This window comes from Psychrobacter sp. NG254 (assembly GCF_015277735.1).
In the GTDB taxonomy this organism is placed as follows: domain Bacteria; phylum Pseudomonadota; class Gammaproteobacteria; order Pseudomonadales; family Moraxellaceae; genus Psychrobacter.
Map to the genome: position 1 here is coordinate 112,835 of NZ_JADHDA010000006.1, position 15,410 is coordinate 128,244.

Sequence of the window (15,410 nt, forward strand, 5' to 3'; positions counted from 1 at the left end):
GCAAGTCCTAAACAGTTAAAACAATTTGGCTCTCAAAGAGCCAAAACTCGAAGTCAAAAGTAATCACACACCTATTGCGGTTTGGTCTCTAATGGCTTATCCAAAGGCACATTGTACAATCGCAATGCTTCTTTCATCACATTATGGAATACTGGTGCGACCGTGAGACCAGCATAAATCTGACCACGCGGATCTTCAATAAGCATCACACCTACCAGTTTCGGATTGGACGCCGGTGCCATACCAGCAAAAACATTGCGATACTGATCGGTATAGTAGCCACCTTTTGGGTTGATACGGCGCGATGTACCTGTCTTACCTGCCACGCGATAACCATCAATAGCGGCATCTTTTGCCGTACCGCCAGGCTCCGTGACGCTCTCGAGCATCTGTACGATAGACATGGCTTTTTCGTGCGCCATGATACGTTTGCTTGGCTGCGATTTGTCACCCTTAATTAAGGTCAACGGATGCATCACACCGCCTGCTGCTAGTGCTGAATACGCCTGAGCCACTTGCGCGAGCGTTACTTGTAGACCATAGCCATAACTGACTGTGGCACGGCGTGAGGTTTCTTTTTCTTTTGGTGTGACGATTAGGCCGCTGCCTTCACCTGGGAACTGCAAAGGGGTTTTTGAGCCAAAACCAAACTGCCTTTGCATATTACTAATAGCATCAGCTGGCAGTGATAGCGCAATCTTAGTAGAGGCAACGTTACTCGATTTCTGTAATAGCGTGGCCAGATTAATCATACCCAGATTATTATGATCTCGAATGGTATAGCCGCGCACACGAATGGAGCCAGGATTGGTATCAATGAGAGTCGTCGGCGTATACTTACCAGAGTCTAAGGCGGCAGCAACGGTAAATGGCTTCATCACTGAACCCGGTTCAAAAACATCCAACAATGCACGGTTACGTTGGTTTTCACCGGTCATCTCATTGAGGTTGTTTGAATTAAATGCCGGCCACGTCGATAGCGCAAGAACTTCACCCGTTTGTACATCAACGATCATACCCGTTGACCAGCGTGCTTTTTGTAAGCGGCCTGCTTTTTCCAGCTCTTTATACAGCAGATACTGCAAGCGCGAATCAATCGTTAGGGCCACATCTTTGCCAGGTATTTCAGGCTTAATCTGCTTGATTTCTTTTAGACTGTTTTGCTTGGCATCTTTTAGAACGAGTACCTTACCATCCTCACCTGCCAGCTCTTTTTCATACTGACGTTCAATGCCCGCACGTCCCTCATAGTTACCTTCAGGATCTTTGGAGTTTTGACCCATAAACCCTAGCAACTGTGCGTTGGACTGTGGCTGCGGATAGTAGCGCTGAAAGAAGTTTTTTTCATTGACACCAGGAAAATCAAGCGAGCTGACGCTCTGAGCAATCTCGGGAGTCACTTTATTTAGCAGGGGCAGATAATGCGATCCTGCACCAGATGGTAGCGCGGCTTTAACCGCCTTTTCATCCGTCACATCAATACTGTCATCGATGGCGGTGACTTTTTTTAACTCATCGACTGAGATATTAGCCGCAGCCGCAAGCGTCGTCAGATCCATATTATCTAAGCGTTTTTGCATACGCGCTTGTAACTGCGGACTGCTAGGATTGGTCAGGATAATGCGTTTTAGCTCGTAGTATTCACGCGAGTAGTCGTGCGGACTAAAGGATACAGTCGCAAGCGGGGCACTGACCGCGAGTGGCAAATTATTGCGATCGGTAATCATACCGCGATAGGATTTTTGCGTGCGCTCGCTGGTAATGAGCTCATTACCTTTGTCTTGATAAAACTGCGCGTTGGCCACTTGAATATAATAAGCACGGCCAATCAACAGCGCCAATACAACCAGTGCCAGTCCCCAAACCATACGAAAACGGTTTTTGTCTTGCTCAAACCCACCAAGAGTAGAAGCGCCTGAGGCCTTACTAGAAAAAACCATTTTACTTTTTCGGTTTTTTACACTGGTGTAAGCGCCTTGGACATCGGTTTTTTTAATACGACCAAACAGTTTGGCTTTGCGATCACTAGCGGCTTTGTTAGGTTTATCGCTCGTTTGCCCAGATTTGGCAGCACTGGCACGGCGCAGAGGCTTAGTTACCTTGCCACTAGCGGGTTTTTTATTGGTATTTTTTGCGGTGGATTTGGGTTTTTTATCACTCATTGTCCTGCCTCCACTGCCGCTGTGTCAGTGGCAGGCTCCTCAGGAGAGATGTCAGTAGAGGCGCGTGGTCCGATGACCTCAGAGGCATCCTCATCAGAGTCCTCAGAAACCACGGGCACTAAAGCGGTCGCCACACCAGGCTGAATAATCAACTTGTCTTTGAGTGTTGGCGAATACATACCCAATTCAGAAACCGCACGACTGGCGATTTGCGGGGTGGCACTAAAAGTCTGCTGCTCAATCAATAGGCGCTGGTGCTCAACTTGTAGCTTACGCTCTTGTTTTTTCATGTCTTGCAAGGTTTTATAGTCCTGATGATATTGCTGAACTTCTTCGGCAGTTTTGATACCGCTCCATACGATCGCAGCTGCCAGTAACACCAGCACCGCCACATAGATACTCACCACATTAAAACGGCGCACGAATAGCTCGCCGATATCGGTGTTGTAGGCTGCGGCAGCGCGGCGGTTTGCAGGTTTGTCAGATATTGCCATGACGATCTCAAAAATGAACGTAAACGATAAAGTAGATACTGGTTTGTGAACAACGAACGTATCATTGCCCAGCAGTACCATCGATAAAAATAAAACCAAATCTACTGCTTGGCAGCATGAAACAAGTCATCACGTCGCTTAAGCTTATATGACAACAGGCGCTTAAAAAGTGATTGATTTATTAGTCCATCGCCTGTCACACAACCAAAAATCAATTGCTGAGACTATCAGACAATATTTACAGCTTTTTAACAGTGGCGTAGCGATTAAGACATTTGCACACCATTTAGACAGACAATAGCAACCCTACACCCTTTGCACAGTTTCTATAGCTCACGCGATGTAGCTAGAGCCTACTTTTTTCAGCCTGTTCGTACACTATATCGGTACGTGTGGCCATACGTAGCCATGCACTGCGCGAGCGTGGGTTATGACTGGTTTCAGCTTTGCTTGGGCCAACACGCTTTGGCTTACTGAAGTAGCGTGGACGATTGGGCGGCATCGGCAGGTTCTCGTCTTCTGGATACTGCCCTTTACTATGACGCTGCAAAAACTGCTTGATACGGCGGTCTTCTAATGAGTGAAAACTAATGACAGCCAATTGCCCACCTGATTTCAAAATCGGGATACTTTGCTCTAAAAAGGCATCGACATCGCCAAGCTCATTATTAATAAAAATCCGCATGGCCTGAAAGCTCTGAGTCGCCGGATGCTTGCCGCGCTGCCAGTTAGGATGCGCAACTTTGATCACTTCTGCCAACTCAAGCGTGGACTCAAAGCTGTCCATTTGCTTAATCGCACGTGCAATACGGCGGCTATGACGCTCTTCGCCAAAGTCATAAAGCACATTAGCCAACGTTTCATCATCGACTTTTTCAAGCCACTGGGCGACCGACTGCCCACGGCTGGTGTCCATACGCATATCAACCGCACCATCACGCATGAAGCTAAAGCCGCGACTGCCATCATCAATCTGAGGGGATGAAATACCCAAATCTGCCATCAAGCCATCTACTTGCACGATACCCATGGCTGCTAAGCTGTCCGTCAACGTCGCAAAGCTGTCATGAACCACTGTTACGCGGCTATCAGTACTTGCCAACGCTTGAGCCACGCTAATGGCTGTCGGGTCTTTATCAAAGACAATCAACTGCGCATCATCGGCCAGTTGACTCAATAGTAGCCTGCTATGACCACCGCGCCCAAAGGTTGCATCAACGTAGATGCCACTTACCTTCAAGCTATTCTGGTCGTCATTGCTTTGATTGACACTGTTTTGATCATCATTGCCTGTTTGCTTCGGCAAAGACTTGACACCCAATACGGCGGCGACTGTTTCTGGTAGAAGTACGGCATCATGAACAAAACTTAATTCGTCAGAGTGGGTATCGTCAGCAGTTTCAGGATGATTTACGTTAGATAGTGGCGTATTTTCTGGCTTATTATTTAATAGTGACACAAACGACTCAGTAGATGGCGACCATATTGGCCAGTAATAGTAAAAAATCAGATGAAAATAAACAAGTTATGCCTTGCCTAGCATTATTATCGCAAGGATATATCTGTAGTCAAGCGCTAGAAGGGCTTTTCATTAAAAATATCCCATCTCTCTGTTATACTAGCGCTATATTTTACGCTATTTTTATACTTTGACGACTATTGTTTCATCCGTATTTTTTAGGCAAATATTTCATCCATATTTGTCATTGCGATTTTTATTACCCTCTTTCACTGCTAAATTCACTAACCAACATATTCATTAACAAACGTATTTTGAGATTCCTATGACCCAAACATCGACCCAAGCACCAACGCGCCCTGTCCGTACTCGTATCGCACCTTCACCCACTGGCTTTCCTCATGTAGGAACGGCTTATATCGCCCTATTTAACTTGGCCTTTGCTCAAGCGCATGGTGGCGAGTTTATTTTGCGTATCGAAGACACTGACCAAACGCGCTCAACTGAGCAATCTGAACAGATGATTTTGGATGCACTACGTTGGGTCGGTCTAGATTGGAGCGAGGGTCCAGATATCGGTGGTCCTCACGCCCCTTATCGTCAGAGCGAGCGTAGCGATATTTATACCAAACACGCCGAGATGCTAATAGAAAAAGACCATGCGTTTCGCTGTTTTTGTACCAGTGAAGATCTAGACACCATGCGTGCTGAGCAAATGGCCAATGGTGAGACGCCACGTTATGACGGTCGCTGTGCACATTTAAGCTCTGAGAAGACTCTTGGACTTCTTACAGCAGGCATGCCTCACGTAATTCGTATGCGTGTACCCACTGAAGGCATCTGCCAAGTACATGACATGCTGCGCGGTACCGTTGAGATTCCTTGGACCCAAGTCGACATGCAAGTGCTGCTAAAAACAGACGGCATGCCAACATACCATTTAGCCAATGTCGTCGATGATCACTTGATGGATATCAGTCATGTGATGCGCGGTGAAGAATGGCTGAACTCTGCGCCTAAGCATCAGTTGCTTTATGAATATTTTGGTTGGGAGATGCCAGTACTTTGCCACATGCCATTACTGCGTAACCCAGACAAATCAAAACTGTCTAAGCGTAAAAATCCAACCTCTATTACCTACTATCGTGATGCGGGCGTGCTACCTGAAGCGTTGCTCAACTATCTCGGGCGTATGGGCTACTCAATGCCAAATGATGCTGAGCAGTTTACCTTAGAAGAAATGATTGCTAGCTTTGATATTCAGCGTGTGTCGCTTGGCGGCCCTATCTTTGATATCGAAAAACTTAACTGGCTAAACGCAGAATGGCTACGTGCGCTTACCCCTGAAGAGCTAAAGAACAAAATCCTCGAGTGGGCAAGCAATAGCGACAAATTAACGGCTATCGCAGCAGCGATTCAGCCACGTATTGAGCTATTGTCTGATGCGGTGAACTGGAGTGGCTTCTACTTCCAGAACCTACCTGCTATCAATGCTGAGAGCTTTACGCATAAGTCGCTCACCCCTGAGCAAATTATTGAATTGCTCCAACTGTCGTTATGGCAGTTAGAAGTCTTGCCAACGTGGTCAGAAGAAAATATCTACGCTACCTTAAAAGGCCTTGCTGCCCACCTCGATATTAAGATGCGTGACTTTATGGCGCCGTTCTTTATCGCTATCGCTGGTAGCACGTCATCAACGCCGGTCATGAACTCTATGGCGATTATCGGTGCTGATATGACGCTAACTCGCTTGCGTCATGCGGTTGATGTACTGGGTGGCCTAGGTAAAAAGAAACTTAAAAAACTTGAGAAACAAGCGGCTGAGTTGCCAGACTTTTTGGCTGCTGAATAACTTATCTACTAAACAGTCGATTAGCTGAAATTTTTGAATGTAGAAGGGTCAGGCCAGTTCTGACCCTTTTTCGTTACTAATAGGTATTACTACCCTTAGACTATTAAATATCCTTTATCAAACTTCTTCACTGGAAATAAACATGGCCGCCAAAACCGTCACGATAGAAAGCAAAGATTATGTCTTTAACACCCTCAAAGAAGCACAGAAATACTATGATGCCATCGTAAAAGAGCTTTTTGATGCAAGACTTACCCTGACAAAGGGTCAAGATTTCGAAGACTTGAAATGGATATACACCGCCTACTGTGGTTATACCAATCAAAATCTAGACAAATTAAGCGATTTGGAGATTGTTGGCTTCAAAGGTATCAGAACCGTCAGAGAAAAAGGTGGCCAATATATCCCTACTGAGTGCTGCGTAATCATATTTACTGATGGTAACTCTAATTCTACTGAAGAAGAGTTTTATACAGATAAAGCCATCAAAGAGATCGCTCTCAAGCAAAACTCACGGTAATTTGGCCTTGTTAAGCCGTTAAAATAGGACAAAACGCTTTTTTTTGCATATTTATAGATTATTTTTAAAATAGTGGTTGACAAGACTGCCGCTCTTACATAAAATACGCACACTCTTAGCGAGGGGCTATAGCTCAGTTGGTAGAGCACTTGCATGGCATGCAAGGGGTCAACGGTTCGACTCCGTTTAGCTCCACCATACTATTTATTGCAACGCTCAGTACCACTGAGAAACGTAACCATAAATACTCGCTAGTAGGACGATATCAGCACCTAGGCAACGCTTTTTCTATTCATAGATAAGCAATCTGATATTGTGAAGTACCGTTGTAACCTTTTTGGTTGTAACACTCTATGCGTCCCCATCGTCTAGAGGCCTAGGACACTGCCCTTTCACGGCGGTAACGGGGGTTCGAATCCCCCTGGGGACGCCACTATTCGGCGTCACTTATTAGCACTGTTGCTTAGCATCAGATTAGACTAATAAGCGAACAATAAAAAATCCCAGTCATCATACGGTGACTGGGATTTTTTATGTCTGTTGTTTCTCAAAATACTCTATTCTATTGTCACCAGCTTATTGTTAAGAGCGCTATTGCCAACCTATCTAATACTCTTTAATATCGACCTGACAAGCGTTTTTATAGATTGCAGCCACCTACTATAAATGATGGGGCTTAGCGTGATTAAAGGGAAGTGATTGCTATGTTTGGTATCGAGAATTATCTAGGGTTTATCTTAGCCGCTATTTTATTAAACCTGACGCCTGGCACTGACAGTATATATATTATTACTCGTAGTGTCTCACAGGGACAGACCGCTGGATTTCATTCTGTATTGGGCATTACCTCAGGTATTTTGGTACATACATTATTGGCATCCCTAGGATTATCGGTATTACTCGCCAGCTCACCAATGGCATTTATGATCGTCAAATATATTGGTGCAGCTTACTTGTGCTATTTGGGTCTAAAGATGCTACTGAGCAAAAACTCAAATTCGATAGCAAGCAGTTTGGCTGAAAATCAAAACCTTACTGGTAAGTCTAGCAAAACAGGCTGGCAGACTTATAAGCAAGGCGTATTGACCAATGTATTCAATCCAAAGGTCGCGCTGTTCTTTTTAGCCTTCCTTCCCCAGTTTATCGACTCTAGCTATGCTTATGGCATGCTGTCGTTTTTGATGCTCGGAATCACTTTTGCCGTCACTGGCTTTATCTGGTTTTCTTGTTTGTCACTGCTATCATCACGTTTTAGCAAGAGCCTACGAGAAAAGCCGTCTATCGAAACCTTATTAAACAAAATTAGCGGTGTGATATTTTTTGGCTTAGGTATTAAGCTGTTGACTGAGAAGGCTTGATAGCATTGGAATACATAGTAGAGGATGTAATAATGAACGATGATACTAAGAAAAAAATTACTTTATTAATTGAAGAACTGCTCAATACCACTTGCTCAGAATCAAGGCAAATAGAAATAAATCTTGAAGTAAGCAAGCTATCTCCCGATCCATTTTGGAGTGACTATATATTCTGGAATAATGAGTATGCACACGAAGATGGCCGTATAAAATATGAGGCTTTTTTTGATAAAATTTCTGAGTACCCAAATTCTTACGAGTATAAAACAAAGAGTCGCATTTTAGAGCTGGCTCAAAAACTTATTATTAGAGATTTCTCTGATATTAGTGAAGTTGACATAGTGAATGAAATCAATGAATTGTCTCCTGATATCAGTTGGACGAACTATCTTTTTGTCGATAAGACCTGCTTAAACGATGACGGTAGCATCAATAAAGAAGCGTTCTTGAATAGAATATTTAAGGAGAGCTGGAATGAGAACTTCAGATAATGTAGTGAAATAGATTTTCAGATATTTGCTTTATTTTTGCTCCACAAATAAAAAAGCCCAATCCCCTACTTTGACGGGGATTGGGCTTTTTGTCATATAGAGCTTAACTAATTACTAGTCTGCTTCTTTACTCTCAGCAGCCAATTGGCGTAGTACATAGTGCAATACACCACCATGACGCACATATTCGCGCTCTTTTGGTGTTTGTAGACCGACATTTACCTCAAAGGTCTCGCTTGACCCATCAGCACGCGTAGCAGTGACTTTGGCGGTTTTACTTTCGCCATTATCCAGACCTGTGATGCTCAAAACTTCAGAACCATCTAGTTTATATGTCGCTGCATTTTGACCATCTTTGAACGTCAATGGCAACACGCCCATACCGACGAGGTTTGAACGGTGAATACGCTCAAATGAGCTGGTCAATACCGCTTTTACGCCTAGCAAAATAGTACCTTTGGCTGCCCAATCACGGCTAGAGCCTGAGCCATACTCTGATCCGCCAAGCACGACTAGCGGACGCTTGTCTTCTTTGTAATTCATCGCTGCGTTATAGATAGGCATTTCTTCGCCATCTTGTAGCGTGGCTTTATCACCACTGAAGTAATAGGTGTAGCCGCCTTCTTTACCGCCCATCATGGTGTTTTTGATACGGATATTGGCAAAGGTACCACGGGTCATGACTGCATCGTTACCACGGCGTGAGCCATAGCTGTTGAAGTCCGCTTGTAGCACGCCTCGCTCTTGCAGATACTTACCTGCAGGTGAATCTGGGTCGATATTACCTGCTGGTGAGATATGATCGGTGGTGATTGAGTCACCAAACAGACCTAAGATACGCGCGCCTTCGATATCAGGGATACCTTCTGGCTCCATGGTCATGCCATCAAAGAACGGTGGGTTTTTGATATAGGTCGATTCTTCATCCCATGGATACAGCTGACTATCTGCCGAACTAATCGCATTCCATGCTGCACTACCATCGAACACTTCGCCATAGTTTTTGCGGAACATATCTGCATCGATATTATTAGCAATCAGCTCATTGATCTCTTCTGAGGTTGGCCAGATGTCTTTTAAGAACACATCATTACCGTCTTGATCTTGTCCGAGCGGATGAGTCGTCAAGTCGATATCGACCGTACCAGCCAGCGCATAAGCAACAACTAATGGTGGTGACGCTAAGTAACTGGCTTTGACATGTGAGTGAATACGACCTTCAAAGTTACGGTTACCTGATAACACGGCAGCAGCGACCAAGTCATTCTCTTCGATGCCCTTCTCAATACTTTCAAGCAATGGCCCTGAGTTGCCGATACAAGTCGTACAACCATAACCTACTAGATAGAAGCCTGTTTTTTCCAGTTCATCCATCAGCTTAGTTTTTTCTAAATAGTCGGTAACGACTTTAGAACCCGGTGCGAGTGATGTTTTGACCCAAGGCTTGGCTTTCAGACCTTTGGCAGCGGCTTTTTTGGCCACTAGACCTGCGCCAATCATAACCGCTGGGTTTGAGGTATTGGTACAAGAGGTAATCGCGGCAATCACGACTGAGCCATCACGCAGCTTGTGATCTGTCTCATCAATCTTAACAGTAGAGAAAACCCCATTCGCAGGCTGATATCCATCATTTTGATTATTATTGACTTTTGGCTGTGCAGCTAAGTGTTCAGCTTGCTCTTGCTCACCGCCTTCTTGATCAAATCGTACTTTGCCTTCTACTTCTGACTTGCGATCTTTGGTCATTTTTGCTAACGTTTCGCCAAATTTCTCATGCATATCAGACAGATTGATACGCTGTTGTGGCAAGTTAGGACCAGCAAGTGCTGGCTGTACTGAAGACAGATCCAGCTCTAATTTACTTGAATAAGTGGCCGCTGGTGTGTCGGCATCGTGCCATAAGCCTTGCGCCTTGGCATATTTTTCAACCAGCTCAATCTGAGTTTCTTCGCGACCTGATAGACGCAGATAATCAATTGCCATTTGGTCAATAGGGAAAATACCGCAAGTCGCACCATACTCTGGTGACATGTTGGCAATGGTGGCTCTGTCTGCTAACGGCATACTGTGTAAGCCTGCGCCGTAAAACTCGACGAACTTACCGACTACGCCATGAGCACGCAGCATCTCAACGACACGTAATACCAAATCAGTCGCAGTAACGCCTTCAGTTAACTTACCTTTCAGCTCAAACCCGACCACTTGTGGAATCAGCATAGATGACGGTTGACCTAGCATCGCAGCTTCAGCTTCGATACCGCCTACACCCCAACCAAGTACGCCAATACCATTAATCATGGTGGTATGACTGTCTGTACCAAATACTGTATCTGGATAAGCCATCAGTTCGCCATCGACATCAGCTGCCATTACGACACGGGCTAGATACTCAAGGTTGACCTGATGCACGATACCGGTCGCTGGTGGTACCACAACGAAGTTTTCAAAGGCTTGCTTGCCCCAATGCAAAAACTCATAGCGCTCATTATTACGCTTAAATTCAATTTTTTCGTTCAAATCTAGCGCATCTTCGCGGCCATAAGCATCTACTTGTACGGAATGATCGACGACCAACTCACTAGGGATAAACGGATTGATCTGCTCCGCCTTACCACCAAGCTCGACCACCGCATCACGCATCGCCGCCAAATCGACTACTGAAGGTACACCTGTGAAATCCTGCAATACAACACGCGCTGGCATAAAGGCGATTTCTTTTGACGCTTCAGCCCCTGCATCCCAGTTGGCGACGGCTTCAATGTGGTTTTTACCAACCGATTGACCGCCGTCTTCGTTACGTAATAGGTTCTCTAGTACCACTTTCATACAAAATGGTAGTTTCTTAATATGCTCGTAAGTTTCGGTCAGCTTTGGCAGGCTGTAGTAGGCATGTTCCTTGCCAGCGACTGAGAGGGTGTCTTTTACATCAAAAATATCACTCATGATAGCTTCCTTATCGTTGTTATAGATCCTAGACATAAATTATTATAAGTTTAGGTATGACTGGTGGCTCAATAAATGATTGATCTGTCGTGGATTGATAGAGCAGTTTTATAAAAATGTTTAATATAAGTCTGTGTTAACAAAAGAGATAATCATCTCCTTACTGTTTAACAGAAATGCTCTTTTACCATAACAAACATACGAGGCTTTGTTAATGTCTGGACGTTGTCAAATCGTGGCACAATCGTAAACGTAACAAAGGTTTAGCTAGCTATTTCTAGGCAATTCATTCCTAATCAATTTTTATTTTTTGGCGTCGCCCACTACGGAAGACGTAGCTGTCTTCATAAAAGTCAGTATCTGCATTTTCTGCCCAAAAATGCGGCACACCTAAGATCGGTAACGGCGCAAGCTGGCGCGGTTCAACATCGTCGTTTGATAATAATGTGTGCATGTATTCGGCAACTTTGTCATCCAAATAGCTTATGCACTCAGCTAACGATAGTGTAAAGAAGTCTTGTGCAACGTGAATGACAATGCTGTGGGCACATAAGGGTTTACGCGGGTGCACCAATTGCTCAAGCAATGCATGCCCAAAGATATAGACTGCGGCTTGAGCACTAGAACTTGGTTGTACTGGGTTGTCCCATTTAGCACGAGGTTTCACCAGACTCGTCTCCCAGTCGAAATTGACTAATGCTTCACTGATACTAGCATCAGAGGTCACTAGCACCGCCCCATTCTCATCAAAGACAGTAATAGTATCGCGCACACGTCCTCGACGCTCGCTGATGCCTTGCTTTGCAATTTCTAACATATGGTGATAGTTCAACACAGCTTTGGTCTTCGGAAAGGTCAGCCAAATACTGCCGTTAAATAAATCATGCAAGTTATCACGCGTCGGGATATTGCCAGTTGTGCCGATGAAATGCTCATAGGCTTCGCCTTCAGGCAATGCATTTTGAGAGACGAATTGTAGCGTTTGAGATCCGTGGTCATGGGCAGGTCTGGTATGTGGTAACGGCTGTTGCAAATCATCAGCCTGCTGCGCCATCGCCGTTTTTAAGACTTTGCCGATGATGTCAGGCGTATTGATGTCAGAAGCATTTATATTGTGCCCATTTGTGCTTTTCTCATTATCCAAACCTTCTGAATCATCCGAACCATCCGAACCATCTAAGCTATTTCTCTGCAGTTTTGAGCGACTAAGACGCTCAATCGTTTTACTGATATAACTCAACTGAGTGATGTGCGACAACCACGGTGCTTGCCAATCAATGTCAGAAAAGCTGTTATCGAGCTGACCTTCTACTACAGGTAGCTGCTTAATATGAGTATCGAAATTAAGTGTGGCGGGTGAATTACTGGCAGGCATAGGAGCTCTCTCTTACGGGCTATCTCTATTAGACGTATGGACGGTCTATGGTATCATGGTGCGCTTTTTTACTGCTAGATGCGCCGCTCGAAAACGCTTTTTGAGCGCTATGGATGAATGAGTTTTATGGCAAATTTTAATACCCACCTAAATGTCGCCTTTATGGTCAGCGGTACGATGAGTCTGACGGTTTACAAAGCTGGATTGATTGATGATTCGGGGTTTTTGGTATGCGTGGCGCTTGGTACTATCGGTGGATTGCTGCCAGATTTGGATTCTGATAATTCAACACCGATTAAGCTTGGTTTTAATATCACCTCATTCATATTTGCCTTTGGTTTGGTCATGCATTGGCGTAGCGATCTGAGCTTACTGGCACTGATAGCATTATGGCTGGCGGGCTACAGTTTTATGCGTTACGTGGTTTTTCATGTCTTTACTACTATGACTGTGCATCGCGGCGTCATACACTCTGTACCTTATATGGCGATACTGGGATTGAGTCTGACGTGCCTAAGCTATTATGGTCTGCATCTACCGCTAACGACCAGTTGGTTTTATGGTCTGTTTTTATTTGGTGGTGCAATGGTGCATCTGTCGCTAGACGAGCTGTATAGCGTCAATTTGTCCAATATGAAAATGAAGCGCTCATCGGGTACTGCGATGAAGTTTTATCAGCCAAAAGACAAATGGTGGTACCTGCTTCTATATACTATCCTTGCGCTACTGGTATATGCCGCCCCGCCTTTTGAGATGTTTTGGTCACGATTGAGCGACCCTTCTGCATGGGCGCAGCTCAAGGTTGGTATATTGCCAGAATTAATAAAAAGCATGCTGCAATAAAGTTGTCATAAGACTATTAATCCTAAACGAATAAGCCCAAACAAAAATTAGAGTAAAACATGCAACCTTCCCTACATACTTGCCCATGCCAAATTATACCAACAGCAGAGACGGTAAACGCTTCACTATCCTATCAAGACTGCTGCCAGCCGTATCATGATGATTTTTATAATGGCGAAGTAGATAAAGCAGGTGGTATAAAAGCGGAGACAGCCGAGCGGCTCATGCGTACGCGCTATAGTGCCTTTGTGTTGGTTCAGCCAGAGTATATCGTCAAGACCACAGTGCCTGCGCAGCAGAACTTGCTTGATATTAATGCGATTGAAAGTTGGGCAAAAGAGACCGACTGGGCAGGATTAGAGATTGTAGAGCACACACCCAAGCTCGGTAAACGTCATGCACAGGTTGAGTTTAAGGCTTATTTTAATACTAAGAAAAATGCAGGTGATTTAGCAGAAAAAGTACAGGTGCATCATGAACTGTCTGCTTTCGTAAAGGCAAAAAGCAAAGCAAATGATGATACGCGCTGGTACTTCTTAGATCCGACGGTTACGATGACTGTTAGCCAAAAACAACCGTGTATTTGTGGATCTGGTGAGAAGTTTAAGCGATGCTGTGGGGAGTATGTGTAGCCGACTGAACATCAATAAGCCCTAAGCTTTTGACACTTTCAATAAAAGACACAATCTCATTGGTAGTTTGTTCAATCCACCGTTCTCTGTCGTCTTTATCAACCAATTTATATAAGTTGCTTGGTTTTTTAAAATTTATTGGTGTGTTCGGTAATATATTTACGCCTAAAAACCATTTACTTTCGCTCATACGACCATTTGGATATGAGTTATTTATTCCACTCGCTAAATCGATAAGAGAATTTGGATATTGAAGACGCATCGTATTTTGAGAAATAGTCATACCGTAGTAAATGTTTTCATTAACTTGTATAAAGCAATGAATATCATATGCCTTTGTCGTACCAATTTTGCAGCGTATCCCATATAGTTTCGAAGAATTTCTGGGCTTGTAGTAATGCTTGACCGCTACTCTAAAATCGCATACTTGTAATTTTTTATCACAAAATTCAAAAGTATAGCCTTTTGCTTTCAAAGCCTCTTGCAGACCTTCCCACACCTTCCTTTGTAAATCAATTTGAAAGCTTACGAACGACTCACTCAGCTCATGTGCTAGCTTAAAATTTTCTTTTTGGTATAACAGTTCAATATGCGCTTGTTTCATTTTTGCCGACCTTGTATCACCTGTTAATTTGCCCACCAGCCTTCTATATTGCAATAATGTTTGCTCAATATGTGGATAGGGTTTTGCCTCAGCAATACAAGCATCTAACCAGTTTACAATATCCTCTTTATAGCTGATTTGCACAAAATCAATATCTTCTAACTTCCCTCTACCATAAGCACTAACTGGATCACCATATTTATTTAAATATAAGATATAGATATTTTCTGATGCATAGCCCATATTTTTACAAGCTTCATAATAACGTTGGAGCTGTTTTTCTTGGTCATAAGCATGGATTTTGTTTTCAATAACGATGATATTTTCGTGGTTTTTTAAAACGATATCTATGCGACCAGAGTTTGTGATAGCCACTTCAGTCCGACACATATAAGGCTGATTTGGACAAAGTGGCAAACGCTCCCACTTTTGCGTTTCGACCGCTACGTTTAATACTTGGTCGATAAATAGCTTTTGAAAGGCATCCATGCCGTGGCTACCTGTAGGACTTAAAAGCGCCGCTAAAAACTTAGAATGCAGACCCACTTCTTCATCATCTCTTCTTAAGATGGAGAATACATTAAAACCATATTTTGTATTAGATGCGTCTTCTGTCGCTGCCTGCTCGATTTTTTCCAATGCTTGAAAAAGATTGTTGTAGACCATAGTCACTCGTT

At 44.0% G+C, this 15,410-nt stretch carries 12 protein-coding genes and 2 tRNA genes; 8 read left to right on the forward strand and 6 right to left on the reverse strand.

Annotated features, from left to right (window positions below):
* Window positions 1-71 precede the first annotated feature (71 nt).
* The 3 genes from IP510_RS11760 to rsmH all read right to left on the reverse strand — a co-directional run bounded on the left by IP510_RS11760 (window position 72) and on the right by rsmH (window position 4,115).
* Window positions 72-2,162, reverse strand: coding sequence for a peptidoglycan D,D-transpeptidase FtsI family protein (locus IP510_RS11760; RefSeq protein ID WP_194365041.1), 2,091 nt, complete (start codon window positions 2,160-2,162; stop codon window positions 72-74).
* Complete coding sequence (locus IP510_RS11765; RefSeq protein ID WP_194365042.1) at window positions 2,159-2,656, reverse strand: cell division protein FtsL; 498 nt, start codon at window positions 2,654-2,656, stop codon at window positions 2,159-2,161. The genes IP510_RS11760 and IP510_RS11765 overlap by 4 nt, the downstream gene beginning before the upstream one ends.
* Before the next feature lie 346 nt (window positions 2,657-3,002).
* Entirely contained in the window at window positions 3,003-4,115 is a 1,113-nt protein-coding gene (rsmH, locus tag IP510_RS11770) for a 16S rRNA (cytosine(1402)-N(4))-methyltransferase RsmH (protein WP_194365043.1), read from the reverse strand.
* A 325-nt stretch (window positions 4,116-4,440) separates the two neighbouring features.
* Between rsmH and gltX the strand changes: the two genes are divergently transcribed.
* The 6 genes from gltX (at window position 4,441) to IP510_RS11800 (ending at window position 8,336) form a co-directional block, all read left to right on the forward strand.
* Window positions 4,441-5,967 carry a glutamate--tRNA ligase gene (gene gltX, locus IP510_RS11775; protein WP_194365044.1) on the forward strand — a complete coding sequence of 509 codons (1,527 nt, stop codon included), beginning with the start codon at window positions 4,441-4,443 and terminating at the stop codon, window positions 5,965-5,967.
* Between the two features lie 142 nt (window positions 5,968-6,109).
* Window positions 6,110-6,487: a hypothetical protein gene (locus IP510_RS11780; RefSeq protein ID WP_194365045.1), complete on the forward strand. Its 378-nt coding sequence runs from the start codon at window positions 6,110-6,112 to the stop codon at window positions 6,485-6,487.
* Window positions 6,488-6,609: 122 nt separating this feature from the next.
* A tRNA-Ala gene (locus IP510_RS11785) sits at window positions 6,610-6,685 on the forward strand.
* 159 nt (window positions 6,686-6,844) lie between these two features.
* A tRNA-Glu gene (locus tag IP510_RS11790) sits at window positions 6,845-6,920 on the forward strand.
* Window positions 6,921-7,191: 271 nt separating this feature from the next.
* Window positions 7,192-7,845, forward strand: a complete 654-nt coding sequence (locus IP510_RS11795; RefSeq protein ID WP_194365046.1) for a LysE family translocator — start codon at window positions 7,192-7,194, stop codon at window positions 7,843-7,845.
* Between the two features lie 32 nt (window positions 7,846-7,877).
* A complete protein-coding gene (locus IP510_RS11800) occupies window positions 7,878-8,336 on the forward strand; it encodes a hypothetical protein (protein WP_194365047.1) in 459 nt (152 codons plus the stop codon).
* 114 nt (window positions 8,337-8,450) lie between these two features.
* On the opposite strand, the gene acnA is transcribed toward IP510_RS11800, so the two are convergent.
* Together acnA and IP510_RS11810 are read right to left on the reverse strand one after the other, a co-directional pair.
* The gene (gene acnA / locus IP510_RS11805) at window positions 8,451-11,279 is read right to left on the reverse strand and encodes an aconitate hydratase AcnA (RefSeq protein WP_194365048.1); all 2,829 of its coding nucleotides are present in this window, start codon (window positions 11,277-11,279) and stop codon (window positions 8,451-8,453) included.
* A gap of 292 nt (window positions 11,280-11,571) precedes the next feature.
* Complete coding sequence (locus IP510_RS11810) at window positions 11,572-12,654, reverse strand: DUF3025 domain-containing protein (RefSeq protein WP_194365049.1); 1,083 nt, start codon at window positions 12,652-12,654, stop codon at window positions 11,572-11,574.
* A gap of 126 nt (window positions 12,655-12,780) precedes the next feature.
* Between IP510_RS11810 and IP510_RS11815 the strand changes: the two genes are divergently transcribed.
* Together IP510_RS11815 and IP510_RS11820 are read left to right on the forward strand one after the other, a co-directional pair.
* The gene (locus tag IP510_RS11815) at window positions 12,781-13,497 is read left to right on the forward strand and encodes a metal-dependent hydrolase (protein ID WP_194365050.1); all 717 of its coding nucleotides are present in this window, start codon (window positions 12,781-12,783) and stop codon (window positions 13,495-13,497) included.
* A 59-nt stretch (window positions 13,498-13,556) separates the two neighbouring features.
* Entirely contained in the window at window positions 13,557-14,129 is a 573-nt protein-coding gene (locus IP510_RS11820; protein WP_194365051.1) for a YchJ family protein, read from the forward strand.
* Here IP510_RS11820 and IP510_RS11825 read toward each other — a convergent pair.
* A complete protein-coding gene (locus IP510_RS11825; RefSeq protein WP_194365052.1) occupies window positions 14,101-15,399 on the reverse strand; it encodes a PD-(D/E)XK nuclease family protein in 1,299 nt (432 codons plus the stop codon). The two genes, IP510_RS11820 and IP510_RS11825, sit on opposite strands and share 29 nt — an antisense overlap.
* Between the last annotated feature and the right edge of the window lie 11 nt (window positions 15,400-15,410).